The sequence below is a fragment of the Legionella nagasakiensis genome (assembly GCF_900639915.1).
Taxonomy (GTDB): domain Bacteria; phylum Pseudomonadota; class Gammaproteobacteria; order Legionellales; family Legionellaceae; genus Legionella_A; species Legionella_A nagasakiensis.
Genome location: NZ_CAAAID010000013.1, coordinates 17,415 through 39,193 on the forward strand (window position 1 = coordinate 17,415; position 21,779 = coordinate 39,193).

The window sequence follows — 21,779 nt, forward strand, 5'->3', positions numbered from 1 at the left end:
CTTGAGGTTCCCTGCTCAGAAACAGATTTACACACGGCATCTCAAACAAATCTCCTTCTTTCCATCGTATTTTGGTTCAGCCAGGGTAAATCATTACCTCTATGTTTTATAATAGACCACTAAGTGGATAATTGGCAATAAACCTTCTTTATATTCTCCCCATTTTAATAAGCACAATTAGTCAACACACTGCACATATTGTTAATAATGTGGTATGATTCGTACTCTAATTTCTCAAGCAACATTCGCTGAAGGTACTATGAAAACCATTGTCGAATCATACCAAGCGGGCCTATTTCAAAAAAAATTCTGGATGCCTAACCTTATTTCCGGGATTATTGTCGGAGTAGTGGCGCTACCCTTGGCTATGGCATTTGCGATTGCCTCTGGTGCAAAACCAGAGCAAGGACTTTATACAGCGATTGTAGCTGGTTTATTGGTCAGTCTATTTGGCGGCAGTCGTTTACAAATTGCAGGACCCACCGGTGCTTTTATTGTGGTATTAGCCAGTATTACGAGTAAATATGGCATCGATGGCTTGCAAATCGCAACAATACTCGCCGGATGTATGCTGCTTTTTTTTGGGTTAGCACGACTTGGAGCCGTTATAAAATTTATACCGGATCCGGTCATCATTGGGTTTACAGCGGGGATTGCAGTTGTCATTTGGGTCGGACAATGGCAATATTTCTTTGGTTTGCCACCAATACAAGGTGGACATTTTCATGAAAAATTATGGCATTCCTTGCAAGTGCTTCCTCAATTAAATCTGGCAACCACCTTATTGGCTGTCCTGTCATTAAGTATTGTCATGTATGCCAACAAAATACGGCTTCTCAAACAAGTTCCAGGACCTTTGATAGCACTTGTTATCGCTACGTCCTTACAATCAATTTTTCAATTCGCTGATGTAGCAACCATTGGAAAAGCCTTTGGTGGTATTCCCCAAGGACTACCATCTTTTCAATTACCTCAAATCAGTATAAATCGCATTCTGGAACTGATAGGCCCTGCTTTTACCATTGCCATGCTGGGGGCGATTGAATCGTTATTATCTGCGGTTGTTGCTGATGGCATGGCCGGGACACGCCATAATTCAAACAGAGAACTTATAGGACAAGGCATTGCTAATATAGCAACACCCTTTTTTGGCGGTTTTGCTGCAACCGGGGCCATCGCCCGCACAGCAACCAATATTCGTAATGGCGGTAATAGTCCTTTGTCAGGTATTGTTCATTCTATCACTCTAGTGCTTATTATTTTATTTCTTGCCCCATTAGCGTACGACGTACCGCTGGCAGCACTGGCAGCAATTCTTTTTGTAGTTGCCTGGAATATGAGCGAAGTAAAACATTTTATTAAACTGCTTCAACGTGCTCCAAGAGCTGATGTATTGATTCTTTTGGTGACGTTTTTTCTGACGATTTTTGTGGATTTGGTCGTAGCAGTCAACATTGGGGTCATTCTTGCCATATTACATTTCCTCTTACGTATGGCATCCAGTGTTGAAGTGCAGCAACAAACTGAAGAACAAATCTCTCAGGAAATGAATCAGCAAAATACCGCTGAATTCCCAAAAGATCTAGTCGTTTTTGCCATTGAAGGACCTTTCTTCTTTGGTGCAGTAGAAATTTTTGAACGAGCTCTAGCCAGTACCCACACCGACCCCAAAATTCTTATTATCCGTCTGCGTTGGGTGCCTTTTATTGATGGAACGGGCATACAAACACTAGAAGAAGCCATTACCGAAATGCATAAACGCGGTATCAGAGTCATCGTGTGTGGCGCTAAACCCCGAGTTGAAGCAAAATTGAAAAAAGCTGGGATACTCACCTTACTTGGACAAAATAATTTTTATCGAGAATTCAATCAAGCATTGGCAACGCTGCAAATCGAAACAGAGTTACCAACCAACATGAATGAGCCAGGCTATTTGCCAGAAAGATCAGCTATGCAATCAAATGCTTAGGCCGTTGCTGCAAAAAATAAAACAAGATATGATGAATTCCGCGCATCATTTGCTAACCTAGGTAGCTCATTGGTACACGCTCTTAATCAAAGGACGGATTATGAAGACGCTAGTCATGCTTATTGCTTTGTTGACAACTCCTTGCTTATTAGCAAATAAGTTAATTATTGGTAGTGCACCTTTAAATCCACCTTTTGAAACACTAGCCACTGAGCCCAATCACTTTTTTGGTTTCGATATTGATCTCATGTTGGAAATTTGCAAACGTATTCATGCTCAATGTGACTTTACACCACTCCCCTTCGATAATTTATTTTCCAACATAAAAGAGGGTAAAATCAACCTTGCCATCGCAGCCATTACCATCACACCGGCCAGAGCATCTGAATTTCTATTTAGCCTCCCCTATATGGAAAGCAATGGACGTTTCCTGACTTTAAAAAAGTCAATCATTAATGATCCAGCAGCGATCAAAGGGAAAAAAATAGGAGTCCGCAAAGGTACACCCTATAAAGATTTAGCAAAGAACCTCTACGAAAATAATGTTCAAGTCATTGAATACCCTCTTAATACTGATCTGCTTGAAGCTTTAGCGAATGCAACGGTGGATATCATTCTGGTCGATAGTGAAGTCGCAAAATATTGGGCAGCAAATAACGACACGTATAAACTTATTGGCAGTAAATTGCCGGTAGGAGAAGGTTATGGCATCATGACAACGCTAGATAATTCAGAATTAATAGCCGCAATAAATGAAGCATTATTGAATATGGAATCCGATGGAAAATATCTAGAAATTTACCGTAATTATTTTGAATTAAAATAAGCGGACTCCGTCCACTGTAATAAAAACTCACACACCGCTAATCACGAAAATTATTAAACTGTAAAGGCAATTCAATGTCTGATTTTTTCAAAAGTGCGATCGCATCCTGCAGATCATCCCGATTCTTTCCAGTAATACGTACTTTATCGCCTTGAATCGAGGCCTGCACTTTGCTTTTTCTATCTTTTATCAGCTTTACAATTTTTTTTGCTGTTGGCTGATCAATGCCCTGCTTAAATGTCATTGTAAGACTATAAGTTTTACCACTATGGACAGGTTTATCATCAATATCGATACCCGCCGTGCTGACACCCCGTTTACTGCAGTGATTGCGAAAAACATCTTCCATCTGTCTCACCTGAAAATCCGATTCTGATGTCAACGTTACCGTTAAATCTTCAAGCGTGAAACTGGATTCAACGCCACGAAAATCAAAGCGGTTATGTATTTCACGACTCGCATTGTCGACGGCATGACGCAATTCCATGGAATTGATTTCTGAAACAACATCAAATGACGGCATAATACTCCTTATATTTTTAAGCGATACAATCAAAATTCTAAAAATTACACCTAAATTATAACGGTTTCAATTGAATGGATAAGTCTTTATCGACCATCAGCAAATGGTTTTCAGGCACATCCTGCCATTCAGCATTGAACCTGGTGAGCTTTTCGGAGGTTACAAGAATGCACTGTTTCTTCCCTTCCTCTTGCAGCATATGGTAACCACCATTTCTCGCCACAAACTGACTACCCACTGAATAATGCATACTCGAGGGACGAGAACTTTTATAATTGCAATAACGGCTGGCTAATAAACGTTTACCATCTGTAAGACACACATTAAAATAGGAGGCTCCGCGTTTTCCAAATTGTCTAATTAATTCGGCAATTTGATAAAAAACCGCCTGTAATACATCCGCTACCACAGATAATTTCGATAAATCTTTGCCTTTTGCCATTTGCAAAAATAAAGCAAATATGTGTTCAGAATCAGTTTCACCCTGAATCCAATGATAAACATCATCTTCCAATAAATGACGAAGATGCCTTTTAACATCAATAAAATCCTGAATACCACCGTTGTGCATAAACATCCATTTCCCATGAACAAATGGATGGCAGTTATAATTAGTAACACCCCCAGCGCTAGCGGCTCGCACATGAGCAAATAATGCGGGTGATTTAATTTTAGCGGTTAAATGAAGCAGGTTTCTATCATTCCAGGCGGGGGCAATGGAAGTAAATAATGCCGGCTCCGGACTGACATGTGGCGCATACCACCCCACGCCAAAACCATCCCCATTTGTAGGAATTTCTGTCTCGCGTGCATGCAGACTCTGCATAATGATTGAGTTAACTGGCTTTACTAATACATCTTCTAATACTATCTCATGCCCTATATAAGCTATTAATCGACACATAGCAGTCCCTTAAATATTTTAAAAATAAACCCATTTAACAACAGACTTAATAAGTCTTTAAAAGAAAAGCACATATAATAAATATGTGCTTTTTAAAAAATGTAACCTAATATCAGTAAGATGAATTATCCGTGGCGTCAGAACCACTTGATTCAGAAGGTGTTGAGTCCGAAGACATGGTACCTGCATCTTCCTGGCTCTTTGTCTCATCAGCGGCACCAACTTGCAGCTCATCATTGACTTTGGTTACGCCACTGACCGAACTCACAACTTTAACGACATCTTGCTTTTCCTGCTCACTTTGCACCGTTCCAGACAAATACACTTCGCCATTTTTTGTTTCTACACTGATAGACCAACTTGGAATGTCTTTATCCATCAGATCGGTTTGAATGAGTGCACCTTTTACCTTAGCAGTAATGTAGCTGTCATACAAAGGGCTGTTGCTGTCTTTAACCGTAAGATTATCTGCGTTGACATCAAGTACTCCCTTGATCGATTCTGCAAGTGTAATGGCTTTCTCATAGTCTGTGTCTGAAGGTAATTGACCAGATAAATACACGGTCCCGCCTTTGACTGATGCATTAATTTTACCTGCATAATCCGCTAAAGCCGCATTAACATCACTGGTTAGGTTTTCATCACTCGGTTTAGCCGCTTGTGTCGCCATTTGACCATTTTGTGCACCACTATTACTGCCATTTGTCATCGCATCATCAGCTATTACACCACTGGCAATGCCACTGCAAACCAGAATTGCCACTGCTTTTAATTTAATTAACTTATCCATGATCCACCTCTTCCTTACCATTCCATTTATTAAAACCCTTTCCTACTATTTTTTTTCAGTTCACTTATGATTCTTTGTTTCTTCAATAAATACACCTTCTATATCATTCAATATTAATGATACTTACATCACTTCATGACGAAAAAATAAATAAAAAAGAAAGACAAGCAATAACAAACCCACTACACCCGCAGGACGATATCCCCAGTTTTTACTATAAGGCCATACAGGTAATAGTATTGCTATAAGTATGATAAAAATTACCAGTCCGATAAGGTCCATCACAAGTCCATTAATGCGAAACATCCATTTTATTTATTTAGCATAGTAGACTCACCTGATTTATGCAAAATGCATGGTATCCATCTATACTAGATAGATAGCATGTAAATATAAAAGCAAACTCTTTTCCATGAAATGCAGGAGGATATTAAATTTAGCTATCAAAAATAGGATTTTTTAGCATATCAGTTGATGTGTTTTTAAGGAGATTTATCATGTTAAGCTGGGCAATTTTCTTTTTTATTATCGCAATAATTGCCGCAATTTTCGGGTTCGGCGGCATTGCCTCCGCTGCAGCAGGGATAGCACAACTTCTATTTTATTTATTTATTGTTATCTTTGTTGTTTTATTGGTTGTCAGTCTAATAGGCGGCAGAAGACCCCCTCCACCAGTATAAAAATTTATTATGATAGCCCCTCAATTAAGGGGCTAATAAATTTTTATAAAAAAATAAGGGAGACCATTAACTTAAGTTACTTAAATTCATGAGAATTTGTTTAAAAAGATGAGCGGTTTGTTATGGTTTATAATTAAAAATAACCATATAAATTGATGCCTTATTATTGACCTAAGGATAATTATCATTTTTTCGTGGTCATAAAATGGAGAATGTAATTATGAAAAGGATTTCATCAAAAATAGCCATCCTATTCTTTACAATAATGAGCTTCTCAGTTTTTGCTGACAAGATAATCATTACGGGCCAGCCAATCGTATTGGAAAGTCATGACAACGTATATTACCTTCCAGCAAATTATGCAACGACAGCCTCTTATAACTATGTGACGATTAATGGCGTAAACCGAGTCTGCTATCTCGAACAGCAGCCAACATTAGCAGATCTGGACATGATGGTGATCCATGTAGAAGTAAATGGTGTACAAACCGCATGGAACTGTTATGCGTACAATACGCAGTATTTTGAAGTTACTCCCTAAAAAGAGCAATGACGTGGATAAGTACCGTAACCGCCAAGAGGCAGGAAAGGTTCTTGCCTCCCATTTGATATCCTATCAAAAAAATCCAAATGCAATCGCACTGGCTCTGCCACGCGGTGGGGTTCCCGTTGCCTACGAAGTTGCGGCTGCACTTTCTGTCCCGCTCGATGTATTTCTGGTACGAAAGCTTGGAGTTCCTGGTCATACGGAGTTGGCAATGGGTGCAATCGCCACAGGAGGCACCGTAGTTTTTAATGAGAGTATTCTGCAAACGCTGCAAATTTCAAAGGAATCAATTCAACAAGTCATCGAGTCTGAAAAAAAAGAGTTGCTGCGTCGGGAATCCATTTATCGTGGAAACAAGACGTTACCAAGTTTGCAAAAGAAAATCATTATTCTTATTGATGATGGTATTGCAACCGGCGCAACGACACGTGCAGCCATAAAAGCGCTGCATAAAAAACATCCTGAAAAAATTATACTGGCTGTTCCTGTGGCTGCTCTTTCAACCTATAAAGAAATAGCGAAAGAAGTAGATGAATTCATCTGCCCGTTAAAACCCGTAAACTTCCAGGCGGTAGGACTATGGTTTGAGGATTTCTCACAAACTTCAGATGATGAAGTCACTCATTTGCTTGCCAAGGCCCAATCAGAATAAATTGTCATTGAGATTATTTTAAACAACTATAGATTATGGTTATCAGCGTAACCGCATAAAACAAATACATTTTTAAATGCTGATAACGTTTTAACAATATACTTGCCAATACAAGACAAATAATACCAGGATAAAATACTTCGAGGATCGGTTGTAAAAATGCTGCAATACCCCGAAAATCAAGCAAGGAAATAACAAATGCGATGCCTGTTGTAAAGAATAACATTTGATAAAATTTATTATCTTTTAAATTGAAAAGACCGCATAAATAACGCGCATAAAGATTATTAAGGGCCACCGCAGTAGACAGACATGAAAAAAGCATCGTAAAGCCTATCAGCTTCGTCGCCTTTTCCCCCATCGTATAAAGTGCGATGGTTGGCAACATGGATTCTGCGGGAGTATCATGAATTAGAAAAGAATAATGAGCACCGAGATAAACAAATCCCAAATAGATCATCGCTAATAAACCAGCCGCAATCAGACTGGATTTGATGGCAAAACGAATCAACGCCTGACTCGTTGTTTTTTCAGGCATTTTATTCTGAATTTGCGCAAAAGTAAGCGCGGAAAAGAAAAAAGCTGCAAATAAATCCATGGTTTGATACCCAGTACGGAAACCAGTCGTAAATGCCTCCCGAGCTTCAGGATGCATGGTAGGATTTGGTGAGTGTGAAATGGAAGTCACCGTAAGAATAATAAGAATAATCAATAAAATAGGACTTATCCATTTCCCCAGAATATTGACCATCCATTGATCATTCAAGCAAATCATATAAATTGCAAGACAAAACAAAAAACTGAATGTAACTAATGACATTTCCGGTATCATATAATCCATGCTGCCGTATGCGACCGTAATACATCGGGGTACCACGCCAAAGGAACCCAAAAGAGCAAGCATGACAAAGGGTAAGACAACCCGAGCCAATCGTCCTGCCTCACCAAAAAATGATTGATAATTTCCTTGATGCAACTTAATTACAAAAAGTCCTAAAAAAGGCAAAATAATACCGGTAATGAGCAGTCCCATAAAACCAAGTAGCCAATGATCTCCATTAGCGTAGCCTATTTGCAAAGGAAATACTAAATTTCCTGAACCAAAAAACATGGCAAACATGGCAAACCCGTAAATCAACATCGATTTAATTTGAGGCATAGATAGTTCCTCTTTTTAGAATTTATCTTGGATAGGTATTGAGTTTTTTTTAGGAAAATTAGACGGCCGCGAAGGCCACAATCACATGAACCATTGAACGATGGACAATAGAATGGATGATTTTAGCTTTCACTAAAAACATGGGAAACATTAAATCGTGTAAAATAATTAACGCCTTCATTTTATTTTATTGTACAAGTGCTCATTCTAAGAACAACTTTACTTATAGTCTTTTATGCGGCTCATGTCAATCACATCCTAAATCGAATGAATGCATTCAAACACAACTCAGCATTAAAAATTATGCGATTTTACCATCTATGATATGGATTATCCTATCCGCCGTTGCCGCAAATTCAGTATCGTGAGTCACAATGACCACAGCACGCCCATACTGGTGCGCTAATTGCCTCATGATTGTTTGCACATTAGCACTTGCTACCGTATCAAGATTTCCAGTAGGCTCATCAGCTAGAATTAATAAAGGATCGTTTGCAAGTGCGCGGGCAATGGCAACACGTTGACTTTGACCGCCAGAAAGCTGCTTCGGTAACTTGTCCAGCTGTTCCTGAAGGTTCAAATTTGTCAATAATATTTCAGCTCGGCTTTTTACTTCGGCGGGTGTCAGCCGCCCTAATCGCTGCATGGGTAACATGACATTTTCCAAAGCCGTAAATTCCGGCAGTAAAAAATGAAACTGAAAAACAAATCCCAGCTGGGCAAGTCGAATATCCGCCAGCCGGTCTTCAGAATAAAAAGAAGTATTTTCCTCATTTAGCCATATTGTGCCGCTGCTTGGCCTATCGAGTAACCCTAACAAATAAAGCAATGAAGATTTCCCGGAGCCAGATGGACCAGTAATGACCACAAATTCACCCGCGTGGATTTCCAAATCAATATCTTCCACTAAAGTAACAGGAACCTCTGCTGGTAAACGGCGTGCCAATTGCTTTGTCTTGATAACGGTAGTCATCATTACGCCCCTCCTCGAAGAATATCAACAGGCTGAACCAATGCCGCTTTGCGTGCGGGAAGCAATGCGGCAACCACGGCAGCAATCATGGCAAACGCCGCAGCAATGACAAATTGCAGATATCCCCAGTCCAGTGGCATGCTGACCACTTCCGAACTTCCCGGCGGTTTAAATTGCACCTGCATGAGGGCATACATTAATAAACTACCTAGGGGCAAACCCAGCAGGCACCCCATCATTCCAAGCAGCAATCCTTGAATAATAAAAATGAACTGAATATCGCGCCCATAAAAGCCTATTGATTTCAAAATGGCAATGTCACGATGTTTTTCCATCACAACGGTAGAAATAACGTTGTAAATACCAAAAGCTGCTACAATCAATACCGCGCTGACAACACTGTACATAATGATGTTACGTATCACTAACGTATTCAGCAAATCTTCGGATTTTTCCTGCCAGGAAACCGCCTGATACCCAATCTGTCTCTCAATCTGCGCCGCAAGTTCATAAGCTTGATGAGGCATGGGTAATTTAATAAGAATACTGTTGGCACGATTGACCCGATTAAGCAAAGCTTGCGCCCGCTTAAGGCTCACAAAAGTCTGATTTGTATCAAAATCGGAGCGGCCAGTACGAAAAATTCCTAATATTTTAAAGGTACGCACTTGCCCTGAGGTTGCTGTAGCCGTGATATTATCACCCAACTTAAGCGACAACTTTCTTGCCAGTTCGCTGCCGATAACAATCCCATCGGGATTAACGACCAAATCGTCAATCGTACCAACAAGCATATAATGGTTAATGGTTGAAACGGTTTTAATTTCCTCAGGGACCATCCCATTCATCGTAATGGAAAAATCCTTTCCAGCATAATTAAGCAACGCCTGTCCCACCAATGCCGGGGAAACATATATATCGGCAAGCGTATGTCGCAAATAACCGATGATTTGTTCATAGCCACGAATGCCACGCGTTTCGGTCAAAGGCTTGACGCTACGAAGTTCAATGGCACCATGTTGATAGAGTTGATGGACTGGCTGTAAACGCGGATTACGGTATTCATCCATGATGGTAATATGTGGGGAATTATCAATCAGTCTTTTGATAAAATCTTTTTCCGAGCCTTGCATCAACGATGAAATGGTCAAGAAAAATGAAACGCCCAACACGATGCCAAGCAAAGAAACCAGGCTTTGCCGCTTTCGTGCAAGCAAATGCTTTAACGCAATCAGCACGAACAATTTCATTTTTCGTCCAGTTTAACAAGAACTGGACGCACGCGCGTTCCTTCCTTTAATTCACCATTAGGATGCAAAACAACCAGATCAGCGGCGGTCAAACCGTTTGCAATTTCCACTTGCTTTAAACTTTTCGCTCCCAATGATACCGGCACTTGGCGAAGCTTATCATGTTCAACCAGCCACACTTTATCAACCATCACCGCACTAGCAGGTAACAACAAGGCATTTTGTTTTTTACGAAAGATGATATTGGTTTCAGCCGTCATGCCAATCAACAACGGTGTATTTTCCGGCAGGCTTACCCGAACCCGGTAACTGCGTGCAATGGGATCCCCTTTAGGAGTAATACGTTGTACTTTTCCATAAAAAATACGCCCAGGAAAGGCATCTGCACGAATCAGCACGTCCTGGCCGCTGCGAACATGCACAATATCTTCCTCATCGACTTCCGCGCTAATCCTCAAAGGCGCACAGCAGGAAAGCCAAAAGACAGCTTGATTTGCCGGGATCAGTTGGCCTATTTCACCATCGCGGCGAATGATACGGCCATCTGCTGGAGCCATTAATTTAAGATAACTGACTTGAGCCTCGGCTCCTTGCCTAGCAGCTATTGCAGCCCGCCACTCGGAAACCATGCGATCGTATTCATCTTTGGAAATAACGCCTTTCTTCATCAAAGGGGTATGACGTTCGTATCGTATGCGCGCCAATTCTTCCCGTTCCTTTAACTCTCTTAATGTTTCTTGCAGATGCCAGTCCTCAAGCTGCGCCAATACTTGGCCTTTTTTCACATCATTCCCTTCATCAACATACAGCGCTAATAAACGAGCAGTAATATGTGTGGAGATAGGCATCATGACGGTTGCTTCAACGGTGCCCGTTGCATAAGCTGCCTGAACAGCCGTTCCATAAAAAGGATGTACTACCTCTACTCGTTGTTTTCCATAGCCGTAAATGACAGCCCAGCCAATTAATAAGACAAAAGTGATGCCTAAGACTAATAGGAACTTTTTCATAAATGATGAACTTTTTTCCACAGTCGCTTTTTTTTAAACCTGCCTTTCACTTCGCGCTCCTTTCTTGTCAGGCGTATTTTTTCCTACTGCTCAAAATTGATATCATATTCCGCTGCAACATCCAATAAGTCATCAGCATGTTCTTCTTCTACAGCCAAAATGTCTTCAAGCATTTTACGTGTTGTTGGGTCAGCATTACCGATGTAATTAATCATTTCTCGGTAAATATCGATAGCAATTCGCTCAGCAATTAGGTTTTCTTTTACCATGCAGGCAACATCTTCACAATCCACATAATCGGCATGGGAACGCTCCGGTAATCCTTCCGGTGAAAAATCCGGATCACCACCTAATTGTACTATCCGTTGGGCAATTTGGCTGGCATGATCATTTTCTTGATTCGCATGCTCTAAAAATTCGGTAGCCGCCACACTTGCACCTAATGCTGCTGCCTTATAATAATGCTTTTTATACCGTAATGTGCAAATCAATTCAGTAGCCAATGCGCCATTTAACAAGCCTATGACATTTTTTAAATCAAGCTTATAATTTTCGGTAACAGGCCCTCTTTTTAAATGTTTTCTAGCCTCTCTACGAATTTTTTTGATATCTGAAATAAAATCTTTATTTTTCATGACTGATCTTCCTTTTATATTCTGCTCTTCCTAACACGGGATACAGACGGCAATCATTCTTTTTATCATACGTCCATCCTTTTAATAGTATAGTTGTTGTAAACTACAGCAGACAAAAAACTAAACATGGGCGTGCTGTCAGGCGCCTCTAACATAAGGATTTAAAATGACTTGGACCCCTGCATTGCCACTCAATGAATTAAAACAAGCACTACGCCAGAGACTGACCATCAATGATCAAGACGTCTTATTTCTGTGGCACCAAAATGAAGTGCATGCTATAGAATCTAAATGTCCTCATCTAAAGCTTCCGCTAACCAAAGGTAAATTAACGGATGACTGCGCTATCATTTGTCCTTTTCATAAAAGTGCATTCAATTTAAAAACAGGCAATGTGGCCTGCTGGTCCCCCTGGCCGCCCATCGTTGGAAAATTGCTTGGAAAAGTATCTAAAGAAAAACAATTAAAAATCTATTCTACACGTATTGAAGAGGACATGGTTTGGGTTGATGCTTAAGTTGCTTATCCCGGTAGATAACTTGAAAGATGGCTGATGCATAAAAAAGAGGTCGTTCCTATCACCAGACTAAGAAAAGTATTTCTTAACCAAAGATGTGTGCCTAAGAGCAAGCATAATGCAAGCAGCGCAGGCAAGCCATAGGGCGGTCTTATTATCGTTTTGATATTTATTTCATAAATAACAAGCAATAACATAATATAGGCCGGCAATAGCTTGCCCAAGCGATTAAAACGCTCTGTCATGAAATTGGCTATAAGAAAAGGCAAAGCGCGTGTGAGAATAATGAGCAGACTTAAGCTCAAAGTAATAGCCCAATAGTAAGTTTTCATGGAATCAGCCGTATTTTCAAATACAAATAAAAAGTACACGTTAATATGGAAATTAATAAGTAATATTGCGGCATAACCCAATAAGCAAGACACGCTGCAAATATGGGAATGATAAGCGCATCGATTTTTTTATTAAGTAAATAGTATTCAATAACCAACACCATAAAAAAGCTGGTTAGAATAAAATCCAATCCTTTTACTTCTGGAATAAAATCGGCTAAGAGAGCGCCCAAAAATGTCCCGCCCACCCAACTGAGATAGGGGAATAAAGTCGCATATAAACAAAAATCAATATCATTTTTCTGTTTTGGGCGTGTCGATAAAACGGCATAAGTAGCGTCAACCAAACCGAAAATCAGGAAGCTTTTAATCCAAAAGGGTGCCGGTTTAAATCGTTCAATTAAGCTTAAACCATAAAAGGAATTTCGCAGCGCAATAAATAATGAGGCAAACAAAATAGCCAGAATACTTGCATGATCAATCATCATACTCAACACGACAAATTGTACAGCGCCAGCATAAACAATAGCACTCATCAACGGCGCTAAATACCATGGATAATCGGCATGAGTAAATAAAATGCCAAAAACCATGCCTAATGGCGCATAGGCAAAAAATGTTGGTGTTGTCGCATGGAATGCTTGCTTTAATTCTTGATTTTGCATGACTTGATTTTTAATTTGACTTATAAAAGGACCCATCACTCAACTTCATAAAGCCAGTTGCCTATTGGTTACATTCGTAATACTCTTTTTTATCATACTTAAACTCAGTGATCACTTTTAGCGGTAAAACGGATTATTGTATATTTTTTTATACTCAAAGTGTATAATAAAAACACTAAAATTCGGGGAATTGACTCTATGTCTACTCACTCTTCGCCACTATCACCTAAGATACCCCTTCATGATACAAACGCTTTGCAAGCTACAACAGCGAAGATCGTCTGTCAAAATTTAGTCATGCTCACCCTCGAAAAGATCAAAACTTTACCACCAAATGAACTGAGTTATTATCTTGTTCTATTAATCGCCTCGATTCAGCGTGAAAAAAAACATGATCAATACGTGCTGCTATTGGCTGAAACTCATGACTTGGTTTTGGCGCTTCAGCGGTTGTACCAAGAAAAATCACCCAAAGCTTGCGAAAAACACCTGCAAGAAATTGTCTTACGCTTAAATACCTTGATGAATCAAGCACACATCAATACCGTTCCGATGCAAATCAAAAACGTGTTACTCACCATGTGCGGGTTGATTACTGCAATTATTGTAGGCATCCTTGGTGGAGTGCTTGGTTTGGGTATGGGAATTTTTTCACAACCCAATGTACTTAAAGGAGCTCGCTCTGGCTTTCTATGCGGATTTGTTATCGGTTTAATCATCGGCTTTCGCCTACCAAGCACCTTTTGCAGGAGCGATTTTGAAACTAAATTGATTTTTTGTCTTAACAGCATTAAAAAAATCAGTACAGAACTTGAAGAAAAAAATACAAACCGTTTTAAAGCAAGCGGCGTTGAAGATGAAAATCCATACATCAATCCAGATTTTGATTTTTATCAAAATGAAACGAAACGATACATCATTGAAACCTTTTTAGCAGATGCGCCGGATAAAGAGGCTGCGTTCTCCTCGTTTTTAAGTTCAGAACAAACATTTCAAGTTTGTACCACCCCTTCAGGGCTGGTTGACCGCAAACTGGATGGCACCTTAGGCCATCATTCTCTCATTCGTTTTAGCATCAATGGCAAAATTGATATTCCAATTGAGTTTGGCTCCCGGAAAAAAAGTCCTCGCTGGGTGGATCAAGCTGAACCTGCTCGCCACGTATCAGGAAAAAAACTATTTGAAATGCTTACATTAGATAGGATCTTACAAGAAACTCATCCCAAAAATCTTGAATTCACCGTGAAGCATTATCAACTGGGAGACAATGACTGTCTGACCTACGTGAATAAAATATTGATTGGCACAGGACAAGCACCCACAAAAATCAAACGTTTTAACCCACAAATCGACACGCCGGTTGGCCGGATGATTGGTGCTCTTACTCGCTTTACCAGTGCAACTGCAGAAGATGAATTAGACTCAGTGGCCACCTTTTTTCCAAGTGAAGCTTACTCCCCCATTCGTTTCTTTAAAAGACCTCCTCCGGGCGTCAACCAGGTTCTGCCTGATTGGCCATCAACCATGCCGGCGCCCACAGTATGACGTGCTCGATAAACAACAGCCATTCTTTGCATAAGAAATAGCAACCCTATCGCGAAATAAGCCAACCAAGCATGCCGCGGAATCGCCTGATACATCAGGCCGTTATACATCATGAGCACAGAAGCGGTCCAAAACAATGTCTTGAAAAAAGAATGAGGGTGATGCACGAATAACCAGCGTAACATCGCAATGAGCAATATCCCACTTACAAACCCTCCAATTACATCGTATAAATTATGGTAACCAAAATGAATGAGGCTTGCACCAATTCCTATTAATAACACCATGATAAGGCTTCGACCTGGCCGGGAAGCAATAAGGCTCGCTAACCAGCAATAAAAAACCGTGGCAAGCTGCATATGACCACTGGGAAAAGCATAACCCACTTTATGCAGTGAGGCAGCCAAGGGAATTTTAAACGTGCCTTTTAAGGCAACATTCACAACGATATCAAATGCAACTAGAAAAACCGTTGGCAAAAAAAATCCTCGCCCCCACCGCAATGATCCGATGATTACAAGCAAAAACAGAAGCGGAAAATGGGTGAAAGATAAGAAAAAATTCGCAATATAATCCAGCATCACCAACCACAGACAAACTCAACATGGCGCCATTATACCTTGAGCGGCGCGGTTTCCATACCTCATTATGCTGATTTAAGCAGCAAGGCTTTACCGCACTCAAAACGATGAACTATTTCCTGCGATTTTACGTGTCATGGTTTTCTTTGCGAATGATAATGATTATCATTCGCAAATATCATCGGGATGTCGGGATTTTATTGTCATGTTTAAAACGGCTGCCAGTTTTCCCCTTCTTGTATTAAGGATGACCATGTATGGATCACTTCTTGCAGGCACAACTTATGCGCAGCCAGAATCATTACACTTCTCTTACGATGGTCATCTATTTTTTAACGCCACAAATTCAGCCATGCAGGGAGAAAAGTATTTACTCAATCAACAATTATCAAACATCAAATTAAATTCGGAATTACAGATGACGGCAGAACACAAAATTAAGGGATTATTTATCTATAATACCGTGCCTACTCCAGTCGCTCCAACATACTATGTTGATCAACTCTATGGGGAATTTAATCCTGGATTGTCCAATTGGACCGCACAAGCTGGGAAAAATTGGCTCGCCTTTGGCCGCTATAAAAATGATTTAATATATAAACCACTGACAAAAGCACTCGGCCAAACAAACAAATCCGCCTTTGTAATTGATTATCACTCGACTCATTATGCAAGTCTCTCTTTCTTTTATCCTTCTTCACGCATTCGCTCTTCATCGCTCCCTATTTATTACAATTTGGACATAGGGCTACATCACACGTATGTTGAGGCAGGGGCCAGCTATTTATATTCCATCGCTGACAGTCAGATATTTCAATACAACAAAGGTTTTGGTGGATTCTTGGCTAACCCAATTCACAGTCATATTCCCGGTGTTTCTGGATATATAAACATGAATTATCAGCAATTCAGTACCTATCTAACGTATGTCACAGCACTACATCCATTTCAAATCAATGAACTCAGCTATAATCATCAAGGCGCTGTGCCTAGTGCTGTCAGCATACAAAGTGCTTACGCAATTAACATCAGAAATATTCCATTAAAAATAATAGGATTTTACGACCACTCCTTTCAAGCTTTATCTTTAAAATTGCCCAAACGCAGAATCGGCATAGGCCTCTCTGGCGAGTTCAATCGATATATCACTATCCAATTTCAATACGGCAAAGACAATGGTTATGCAAGCAATCGTTCCTCGACAGGACTGAATCGTCCTGTGATAAACAATGCATCAAACGTTAACACATTTGCATTGCAAGCCATATTAAATTTTTAAATGTTAATAGGCATAGAAACCACCTATGCAGTTATATCTTAATTTTTTATTGCAAATGATAATCATTATCATTTATAGTAGGGTTTTCATGACATCGCCAAGGAAATCATGATGGCTTTAGCCTACGGAAATTTTAATCATTTAAGTCAACAATTACGTTTTTTATTATTTGAAATCGGGATTGGAATGACTGAATCCGCTATAAATCATTTCATTACCATAGCGCATCGCCAATGTTTGCAACGATTACAGCAGGCCGCCGTCATGGAAGGGCTTATGGATAGAGAAATCACCAGTCATCATGTTCATGACTTTCTTGATTTGCTTAAGATTGAACTAAAAAAATCCAATCCTGCCAGTGCATTCAATCGCTGGCAAGATTTACGCAATGAGTTAGACGAAACCATTGCTAACCAGGCATTAGCACTGGCTTATCGTCAACATTGGCAGCAGACTTTAAGGTTGCACGCCAAAAAATACCCCAGTTTATGGTCGTGGTTGTGTGCACAACATGACTCTTCTGATATCACCCAGTTTTTAGAGCAATGGGGTTGCATCGGCCACCCCTATCATCCAAATTTTCGTGCCAAAATGGGGTTTAATCGCTGCGAAGTCATGCAATATTCCCCTGAATTCAATGCGCTTGTTCGCATCCATTGGGCAGCCATCCACCGCACAATCACTCATACTTCTGTAAACAAGAAACATTACCGCCAATTATTGAACTATCATTTTCCCGAGGAATACCGACGCTGGGCTCAGGCACTGCATTTTAAACGCTTAAATCCGGACAATTATTATCCATTGCTCCTGCATCCTTGGCAATGGCGCAATAAACAACACACGTTAGGCGCCAGTCTGCAAGACGATAAACAATTGATTCTTGTCCCCCATCACCAAAACACCATGCCAACGATGTCATTTCGTACCATGATGCCTTTATCCAATCGCGGACCTCATCTCAAACTGGCGGTCGATGTTCATACGACGTCTTCTTTTCGAACCGTTTCACCGGCCTCTATTGATAATGGTCCGACCGTTTCTTCCTGGGTCAATCATATCCTTGCCCAACATCAATATTATGAAGAGCGCTTATTTTTAGCGCGAGATTTAGCCGGAATCAATGTCACCCATCCCGCAATCCCTCTCCATGAAAAAAGACAACTCGCCATGCTGATTCGGGAAAATCCCCTAAACGCTCTTAAAAATTCCCAGCAGTTGGTACCGCTTGCGGCTCTCTTTGCACCATCACCTGTCAGCCAAACACCATTATTGCTAGAAATCATAGAAGCCAGTCAAATAAATCCAGAAGACTATTTCGCAGCTTATTGTGCAATTGTTCTGAAGGGACAAATGCATTTACTGCTACACTATGGGATAGCCTTGGAAGCCCATCAGCAAAATACCTTAGTCATTTTTGAAAACAATCAACCGAAGGGATTGATCATTCGTGATCTAGGCGGCATTAAAATCTGCATGCACCCATTATACAACAACGTGAGCAAACCAGAGTTACATCCTGATTCAACCATCACTTGTACCGAACTGGATGAACTGACCAACAAATTTATTCATGGCAACCTGCAAAGTAATCTGGGCTACTGGATAAAGTGCCTGCACTCTCATTATGGCTTATCGCGCCGCATTCTTTGGCAGCACGTTTATCAAACATTACAACAACAATTTACAACATTAAAAACGAAAACCGATCGACGTCTTCATCAATGGCATCAGCAACAATTATTGTCCATGCCTTGGCATCAAAAAAGTTTGCTCACCATGCGGCTTAATCGTGAACCACATATCGATGTCTATACCGCCATAGACAATCCGTTGAGTACCTGTTCATGACCAAGCGATTACAGCGAACCATTCTCTTGAGTCAATTTTTTATGTTGCTTGCGCTGGAAATGACAAATCCCTTTTTACCACTGCTGATTGCAACCATGCATCATTCCACGCAAGATGCAATGCTTTATAGTACTCTGGCATTGTTTTTGCCCATGGTAGCCAACTTATTAATGGCTCCTCTCTGGGGGCTAGCTGCTGATCGCTATGGCTATAAACCCATGCTCATGCGGTCTGCCTGGGCGCTGGTTTTCACTCAGGCCAGCATGATATTCGTCAACTCGGTTAGCTGGATTCTTTTAATTCGCACCGCTCAAGGGGCGTTTGCCGGATTTATTGCAGCAATGCAAACTTACGCATTAAGTATTCATGAATGGGATAAGAAAAACAGACAACTGTCGCGCCTACAGGCAGCCAAGGCTATAGCAACCCTGCTAGCAGGATTAGCAGGCGGATTAGCATTAGCCTGCACAAACTATCATGGACTATACGCTACCGCGACCATCATTTGCCTGTTAACGACGGTGTTAATGCATCAACGATTACCGGCCACACCCAAGAAAGTCATGATTGTTAATACAAGCAATAAAAACCATACCATGCCTCCATGGAAAGGAATACTGTTCTTTCTCTGTCTATTAATCACCTTAACGCAAATCGCGAGATTTTTGCCAGACCCTGTTTTTTCCCTGTTTCTAAATAAGCAATACCCAAATAATACGCTGCTCATTGGTTTTCTTTATTCACTGCCAGCAGCTGGTCTCTTTGGCAGTGCCGAATGGTGCGGGCGGCAATTTGACCGCTGTCGAAAAAACAGCGCGCAAGTCAACCAATACCTGCTAGGCTACAGTTTGTTAGGTGCACTCGTGATGATAGCCCATGCTTTTGCGGGAAACATCTACCTATTTGCCGTGGCACGTATCGTCTGGGGCATTGTCTTAGCGGCGTTGCTGCCTGCCTTATTTTCCTTATTAACTGACCGCATTCAAGCAACAGGCTATGCTCTTGGAGTCGCCAACTCCTTTGCCAAGCTGGGTAATCTTTCAGGCATAGCCTGTGGTGGCGTAATAGCAAACGGAGTATCATTTCGCACTTTTTTCCTCATCGTTGCAGCCCTATATGGGTTCATTGCTGTGCTGATATTTACCTATCATCTATTAACGTCAAGATACACGATAATTTTTTTCAATGATTATTCCAATATAGAACGATGACTAGAACCGCTTTGCTTATGGTGTTATTGACCTGGTTTTTAGGCAACATGGACGTCCACTTTCTTGCTCCAGCATTACCTGCACTGACTGATTTATTTTCTATTTCCGCAGGAACAGCTCAACTGACTATTAGTCTTTTTCTATTAGGTAAAGCCATTAGCATGATGCTATGGGGTATTCTTTCTGAACGTTATGGCCGTAAGCCCATTTTTATCTTCGGTTTAGTGCTCTACACAAGCAGTAATTTTCTGGCAGCTTTTAGCCCATCCATCCACATTTTTCTGATGCTGCGTTTTATCCAGGGTGTTGCAGTCGGCGCAACGCTTTTGATGGGACGAGCAATGATTAATGATACGTACAATGAACAACGCGCCACAGGTTGTTTTGCCTGGCTATTTACCTTAGCCGGTCTATTCATATGTTTTTTGCCACTTGCCGGTGGTCTCATTAATGATTACTGGAATTGGCGAATAGCATCCATGTTTATGGCTGCCTATGGATTGATGTTGCTTTCATGCAAGCAGGTTTTAAAAGAAACACGTACTCATCACGCCATTTCAGGCAACTTACTTAGGGCAAGCAGGAGCATGTTTCATCATCCCGTATTTATCGGTTATCTATTAATATCCGCTTTGATGATGGCTGGTGAATCAGCCTTTAACACCAGCGCGTCATTTATTCTCATTAAAGGTGCCCAGTTCAGCAGCACGCAATATGGCCTGGTCAAAACTGCGATGGCCATCATGCATCTGCTGGGCACCGCCTGCTGTGCTCTGTTGGTTCGTTATTATCAAAGCACCCAATTGACTGGCATTGGTGTGCGTTTATTTGCATTGTCTGCAGTCTTGATGTGTTTATTGACCAATATGCAAAATCATATTCTATGGATTTTTATTATCCCAATGATGCTTTATTATTTCGGCACGGGTTTTATTGTTGCCTCTGCCACTGCTGCAGTTGTACGCCCATTTCCCCAGCAAATGGCCATTGCTTTGGCATTGACGCTGTTTTGCCAATTCAGTTGCTCCGCATTTTTCAGCTTTATTACCAGTTTGTTAAGTATTGAGACAGCCACCTCCTATATGCGCCTTTTAACCATCGTGAGTTTTTTAAGTCTATTCACTTGGCATAAACTCCATCGTCACAAACATGCATTACCTCCTATCAATAAAGTTGGTAAAACCACAAACGCTGAAAAAATAACAAATTAATGTTATACCTTATAACAGCAACTAAAAAAAACAGCAGGGCACTATGACGATTCAAAATGACCAGTGGTTAAAATGGATTTCAGAAATTCAAGCCATATCGCAGACCGGTCTGGCATATACAGAAAACGATTTTGATAAACAACGCTATTTAAGACTTGGAGAAATTGTAACGGAATTGGCCACCCATTGTGCTGATAAATCGCTGGAAGATATTCAACGTATATTTTCCTTGCAAAAAGGTTATGCCACACCAAAAATAGACGTGCGTGCCTTCATTCTTAAGAATAATAAATTACTGCTTGTCAAGGAAAAGGCCGACGGATTATGGGCATTGCCTGGTGGATGGGCTGACGTCAACGAATCCCCTTCTGAAGTCGCTGTGAGAGAAACCAGAGAAGAAACAGGGTTTGAAGTGTCTGCAAAACGTTTGCTCGCCTTATGGGATAAGCTAAAACACGATCACCCACTTCAATGGCCCCATACTTACAAGTGCTTCTTTTATTGTGAAATCATTTCTGGGGAAGCCAAAGAAAATCTGGAAATTTCGGAAATAGATTTTTTTAATATAAACGACTTGCCATCCTTATCCACTCCACGAGTGACGGCAAATCAGCTCTGCCGTTTATATGATCTTGCCTGTCATACGCAATCCACTGATTTTGACTGACA

The 21,779-nt window shown here is 40.7% G+C and carries 24 protein-coding genes; 12 read left to right on the plus strand and 12 right to left on the minus strand.

Going from position 1 to position 21,779, the window contains the following annotated elements; genetic code table 11:
* Positions 1 to 259 precede the first annotated feature (259 nt).
* Together E1O52_RS10455 and E1O52_RS10460 are read left to right on the plus strand one after the other, a co-directional pair.
* Positions 260 to 1,969, plus strand: a complete 1,710-nt coding sequence (locus tag E1O52_RS10455; RefSeq protein WP_133128657.1) for a SulP family inorganic anion transporter — start codon at positions 260 to 262, stop codon at positions 1,967 to 1,969.
* Positions 1,970 to 2,069: 100 nt separating this feature from the next.
* The gene (locus tag E1O52_RS10460; protein ID WP_133128658.1) at positions 2,070 to 2,795 is read left to right on the plus strand and encodes a transporter substrate-binding domain-containing protein; all 726 of its coding nucleotides are present in this window, start codon (positions 2,070 to 2,072) and stop codon (positions 2,793 to 2,795) included.
* Positions 2,796 to 2,832: 37 nt separating this feature from the next.
* Here the strand turns inward: E1O52_RS10460 and E1O52_RS10465 are convergent, their stop codons facing one another.
* The 4 genes from E1O52_RS10465 to E1O52_RS10480 all read right to left on the minus strand — a co-directional run bounded on the left by E1O52_RS10465 (position 2,833) and on the right by E1O52_RS10480 (position 5,318).
* Entirely contained in the window at positions 2,833 to 3,318 is a 486-nt protein-coding gene (locus E1O52_RS10465) for a YajQ family cyclic di-GMP-binding protein (protein WP_133128659.1), read from the minus strand.
* Positions 3,319 to 3,373: 55 nt separating this feature from the next.
* Positions 3,374 to 4,222 carry a class II glutamine amidotransferase gene (locus E1O52_RS10470; protein ID WP_133128660.1) on the minus strand — a complete coding sequence of 283 codons (849 nt, stop codon included), beginning with the start codon at positions 4,220 to 4,222 and terminating at the stop codon, positions 3,374 to 3,376.
* A gap of 112 nt (positions 4,223 to 4,334) precedes the next feature.
* Positions 4,335 to 5,012 carry a BON domain-containing protein gene (locus tag E1O52_RS10475; RefSeq protein ID WP_165474786.1) on the minus strand — a complete coding sequence of 226 codons (678 nt, stop codon included), beginning with the start codon at positions 5,010 to 5,012 and terminating at the stop codon, positions 4,335 to 4,337.
* Between the two features lie 123 nt (positions 5,013 to 5,135).
* Complete coding sequence (locus E1O52_RS10480) at positions 5,136 to 5,318, minus strand: DUF3309 family protein (RefSeq protein ID WP_341272575.1); 183 nt, start codon at positions 5,316 to 5,318, stop codon at positions 5,136 to 5,138.
* Between the two features lie 191 nt (positions 5,319 to 5,509).
* Between E1O52_RS10480 and E1O52_RS10485 the strand changes: the two genes are divergently transcribed.
* From E1O52_RS10485 to E1O52_RS10495, 3 genes are all read left to right on the plus strand, one after another.
* Complete coding sequence (locus E1O52_RS10485; RefSeq protein WP_133128663.1) at positions 5,510 to 5,692, plus strand: DUF1328 family protein; 183 nt, start codon at positions 5,510 to 5,512, stop codon at positions 5,690 to 5,692.
* 220 nt (positions 5,693 to 5,912) lie between these two features.
* A complete protein-coding gene (locus tag E1O52_RS10490) occupies positions 5,913 to 6,233 on the plus strand; it encodes a hypothetical protein (RefSeq protein ID WP_133128664.1) in 321 nt (106 codons plus the stop codon).
* Entirely contained in the window at positions 6,196 to 6,891 is a 696-nt protein-coding gene (locus E1O52_RS10495) for a phosphoribosyltransferase (protein ID WP_133128665.1), read from the plus strand. Before E1O52_RS10490 ends, E1O52_RS10495 begins: the two co-directional genes overlap by 38 nt.
* Before the next feature lie 13 nt (positions 6,892 to 6,904).
* On the opposite strand, the gene E1O52_RS10500 is transcribed toward E1O52_RS10495, so the two are convergent.
* The 5 genes from E1O52_RS10500 to E1O52_RS10520 form a co-directional block, all read right to left on the minus strand.
* The gene (locus E1O52_RS10500) at positions 6,905 to 8,050 is read right to left on the minus strand and encodes a branched-chain amino acid transport system II carrier protein (RefSeq protein WP_133128666.1); all 1,146 of its coding nucleotides are present in this window, start codon (positions 8,048 to 8,050) and stop codon (positions 6,905 to 6,907) included.
* Positions 8,051 to 8,351: 301 nt separating this feature from the next.
* Positions 8,352 to 9,026 (minus strand): ABC transporter ATP-binding protein, encoded by a 675-nt coding sequence (locus tag E1O52_RS10505; protein WP_133128667.1) that lies wholly within the window; start codon positions 9,024 to 9,026, stop codon positions 8,352 to 8,354.
* The gene (locus E1O52_RS10510; protein ID WP_133128668.1) at positions 9,026 to 10,273 is read right to left on the minus strand and encodes an ABC transporter permease; all 1,248 of its coding nucleotides are present in this window, start codon (positions 10,271 to 10,273) and stop codon (positions 9,026 to 9,028) included. The genes E1O52_RS10505 and E1O52_RS10510 overlap by 1 nt, the downstream gene beginning before the upstream one ends.
* On the minus strand, positions 10,270 to 11,283 hold the full coding sequence (locus E1O52_RS10515; RefSeq protein WP_133128669.1) for an efflux RND transporter periplasmic adaptor subunit: 1,014 nt from the start codon (positions 11,281 to 11,283) through the stop codon (positions 10,270 to 10,272). Before E1O52_RS10515 ends, E1O52_RS10510 begins: the two co-directional genes overlap by 4 nt.
* Before the next feature lie 83 nt (positions 11,284 to 11,366).
* A complete protein-coding gene (locus tag E1O52_RS10520) occupies positions 11,367 to 11,918 on the minus strand; it encodes a ferritin-like domain-containing protein (RefSeq protein ID WP_133128670.1) in 552 nt (183 codons plus the stop codon).
* A gap of 166 nt (positions 11,919 to 12,084) precedes the next feature.
* Here E1O52_RS10520 and E1O52_RS10525 point away from each other — a divergent pair, with 166 nt between their 5' ends.
* Positions 12,085 to 12,435, plus strand: coding sequence for a Rieske (2Fe-2S) protein (locus E1O52_RS10525; RefSeq protein WP_133128671.1), 351 nt, complete (start codon positions 12,085 to 12,087; stop codon positions 12,433 to 12,435).
* A gap of 5 nt (positions 12,436 to 12,440) precedes the next feature.
* On the opposite strand, the gene E1O52_RS10530 is transcribed toward E1O52_RS10525, so the two are convergent.
* Both E1O52_RS10530 and E1O52_RS10535 read right to left on the minus strand, forming a co-directional pair.
* Complete coding sequence (locus E1O52_RS10530) at positions 12,441 to 12,767, minus strand: AzlD domain-containing protein (protein WP_133128672.1); 327 nt, start codon at positions 12,765 to 12,767, stop codon at positions 12,441 to 12,443.
* Positions 12,764 to 13,468: an AzlC family ABC transporter permease gene (locus E1O52_RS10535; protein WP_133128673.1), complete on the minus strand. Its 705-nt coding sequence runs from the start codon at positions 13,466 to 13,468 to the stop codon at positions 12,764 to 12,766. Before E1O52_RS10535 ends, E1O52_RS10530 begins: the two co-directional genes overlap by 4 nt.
* 162 nt (positions 13,469 to 13,630) lie before the next feature.
* Between E1O52_RS10535 and E1O52_RS10540 the strand changes: the two genes are divergently transcribed.
* Entirely contained in the window at positions 13,631 to 14,977 is a 1,347-nt protein-coding gene (locus E1O52_RS10540) for a hypothetical protein (RefSeq protein WP_133128674.1), read from the plus strand.
* On the opposite strand, the gene E1O52_RS10545 is transcribed toward E1O52_RS10540, so the two are convergent.
* Positions 14,884 to 15,558 (minus strand): phosphatase PAP2 family protein, encoded by a 675-nt coding sequence (locus E1O52_RS10545; protein WP_133128675.1) that lies wholly within the window; start codon positions 15,556 to 15,558, stop codon positions 14,884 to 14,886. The two genes, E1O52_RS10540 and E1O52_RS10545, sit on opposite strands and share 94 nt — an antisense overlap.
* A gap of 205 nt (positions 15,559 to 15,763) precedes the next feature.
* Here E1O52_RS10545 and E1O52_RS10550 point away from each other — a divergent pair, with 205 nt between their 5' ends.
* From E1O52_RS10550 to E1O52_RS10570, 5 genes are all read left to right on the plus strand, one after another.
* Entirely contained in the window at positions 15,764 to 16,837 is a 1,074-nt protein-coding gene (locus E1O52_RS10550; RefSeq protein WP_165474787.1) for an LbtU family siderophore porin, read from the plus strand.
* A gap of 108 nt (positions 16,838 to 16,945) precedes the next feature.
* Positions 16,946 to 18,688: an IucA/IucC family protein gene (locus tag E1O52_RS10555; protein WP_242602230.1), complete on the plus strand. Its 1,743-nt coding sequence runs from the start codon at positions 16,946 to 16,948 to the stop codon at positions 18,686 to 18,688.
* Positions 18,685 to 19,899, plus strand: a complete 1,215-nt coding sequence (locus E1O52_RS10560) for an MFS transporter (RefSeq protein WP_133128677.1) — start codon at positions 18,685 to 18,687, stop codon at positions 19,897 to 19,899. The genes E1O52_RS10555 and E1O52_RS10560 overlap by 4 nt, the downstream gene beginning before the upstream one ends.
* Positions 19,896 to 21,110: a multidrug effflux MFS transporter gene (locus E1O52_RS10565; protein ID WP_133128678.1), complete on the plus strand. Its 1,215-nt coding sequence runs from the start codon at positions 19,896 to 19,898 to the stop codon at positions 21,108 to 21,110. The genes E1O52_RS10560 and E1O52_RS10565 overlap by 4 nt, the downstream gene beginning before the upstream one ends.
* Before the next feature lie 43 nt (positions 21,111 to 21,153).
* Entirely contained in the window at positions 21,154 to 21,777 is a 624-nt protein-coding gene (locus tag E1O52_RS10570; protein ID WP_133128679.1) for an NUDIX hydrolase, read from the plus strand.
* Positions 21,778 to 21,779: the final 2 nt, after the last annotated feature.

Bases quoted from the DNA above. Each gene is read 5' to 3' on its own strand.
- E1O52_RS10455 (WP_133128657.1), top strand. From the start codon at position 260: ATGAAAACCATTGTCGAATCATACCAAGCGGGCCTATTTCAAAAAAAA.
- E1O52_RS10460 (WP_133128658.1), top strand. From the start codon at position 2,070: ATGAAGACGCTAGTCATGCTTATTGCTTTGTTGACAACTCCTTGCTTA.
- E1O52_RS10465 (WP_133128659.1), bottom strand. From the start codon at position 3,318: ATGCCGTCATTTGATGTTGTTTCAGAAATCAATTCCATGGAATTGCGT.
- E1O52_RS10470 (WP_133128660.1), bottom strand. From the start codon at position 4,222: ATGTGTCGATTAATAGCTTATATAGGGCATGAGATAGTATTAGAAGAT.
- E1O52_RS10475 (WP_165474786.1), bottom strand. From the start codon at position 5,012: ATGGATAAGTTAATTAAATTAAAAGCAGTGGCAATTCTGGTTTGCAGT.
- E1O52_RS10480 (WP_341272575.1), bottom strand. From the start codon at position 5,318: ATGTTTCGCATTAATGGACTTGTGATGGACCTTATCGGACTGGTAATT.
- E1O52_RS10485 (WP_133128663.1), top strand. From the start codon at position 5,510: ATGTTAAGCTGGGCAATTTTCTTTTTTATTATCGCAATAATTGCCGCA.
- E1O52_RS10490 (WP_133128664.1), top strand. From the start codon at position 5,913: ATGAAAAGGATTTCATCAAAAATAGCCATCCTATTCTTTACAATAATG.
- E1O52_RS10495 (WP_133128665.1), top strand. From the start codon at position 6,196: ATGCGTACAATACGCAGTATTTTGAAGTTACTCCCTAAAAAGAGCAAT.
- E1O52_RS10500 (WP_133128666.1), bottom strand. From the start codon at position 8,050: ATGCCTCAAATTAAATCGATGTTGATTTACGGGTTTGCCATGTTTGCC.
- E1O52_RS10505 (WP_133128667.1), bottom strand. From the start codon at position 9,026: ATGATGACTACCGTTATCAAGACAAAGCAATTGGCACGCCGTTTACCA.
- E1O52_RS10510 (WP_133128668.1), bottom strand. From the start codon at position 10,273: ATGAAATTGTTCGTGCTGATTGCGTTAAAGCATTTGCTTGCACGAAAG.
- E1O52_RS10515 (WP_133128669.1), bottom strand. From the start codon at position 11,283: ATGAAAAAGTTCCTATTAGTCTTAGGCATCACTTTTGTCTTATTAATT.
- E1O52_RS10520 (WP_133128670.1), bottom strand. From the start codon at position 11,918: ATGAAAAATAAAGATTTTATTTCAGATATCAAAAAAATTCGTAGAGAG.
- E1O52_RS10525 (WP_133128671.1), top strand. From the start codon at position 12,085: ATGACTTGGACCCCTGCATTGCCACTCAATGAATTAAAACAAGCACTA.
- E1O52_RS10530 (WP_133128672.1), bottom strand. From the start codon at position 12,767: ATGAAAACTTACTATTGGGCTATTACTTTGAGCTTAAGTCTGCTCATT.
- E1O52_RS10535 (WP_133128673.1), bottom strand. From the start codon at position 13,468: ATGGGTCCTTTTATAAGTCAAATTAAAAATCAAGTCATGCAAAATCAA.
- E1O52_RS10540 (WP_133128674.1), top strand. From the start codon at position 13,631: ATGTCTACTCACTCTTCGCCACTATCACCTAAGATACCCCTTCATGAT.
- E1O52_RS10545 (WP_133128675.1), bottom strand. From the start codon at position 15,558: ATGCTGGATTATATTGCGAATTTTTTCTTATCTTTCACCCATTTTCCG.
- E1O52_RS10550 (WP_165474787.1), top strand. From the start codon at position 15,764: ATGTTTAAAACGGCTGCCAGTTTTCCCCTTCTTGTATTAAGGATGACC.
- E1O52_RS10555 (WP_242602230.1), top strand. From the start codon at position 16,946: ATGATGGCTTTAGCCTACGGAAATTTTAATCATTTAAGTCAACAATTA.
- E1O52_RS10560 (WP_133128677.1), top strand. From the start codon at position 18,685: ATGACCAAGCGATTACAGCGAACCATTCTCTTGAGTCAATTTTTTATG.
- E1O52_RS10565 (WP_133128678.1), top strand. From the start codon at position 19,896: ATGACTAGAACCGCTTTGCTTATGGTGTTATTGACCTGGTTTTTAGGC.
- E1O52_RS10570 (WP_133128679.1), top strand. From the start codon at position 21,154: ATGACGATTCAAAATGACCAGTGGTTAAAATGGATTTCAGAAATTCAA.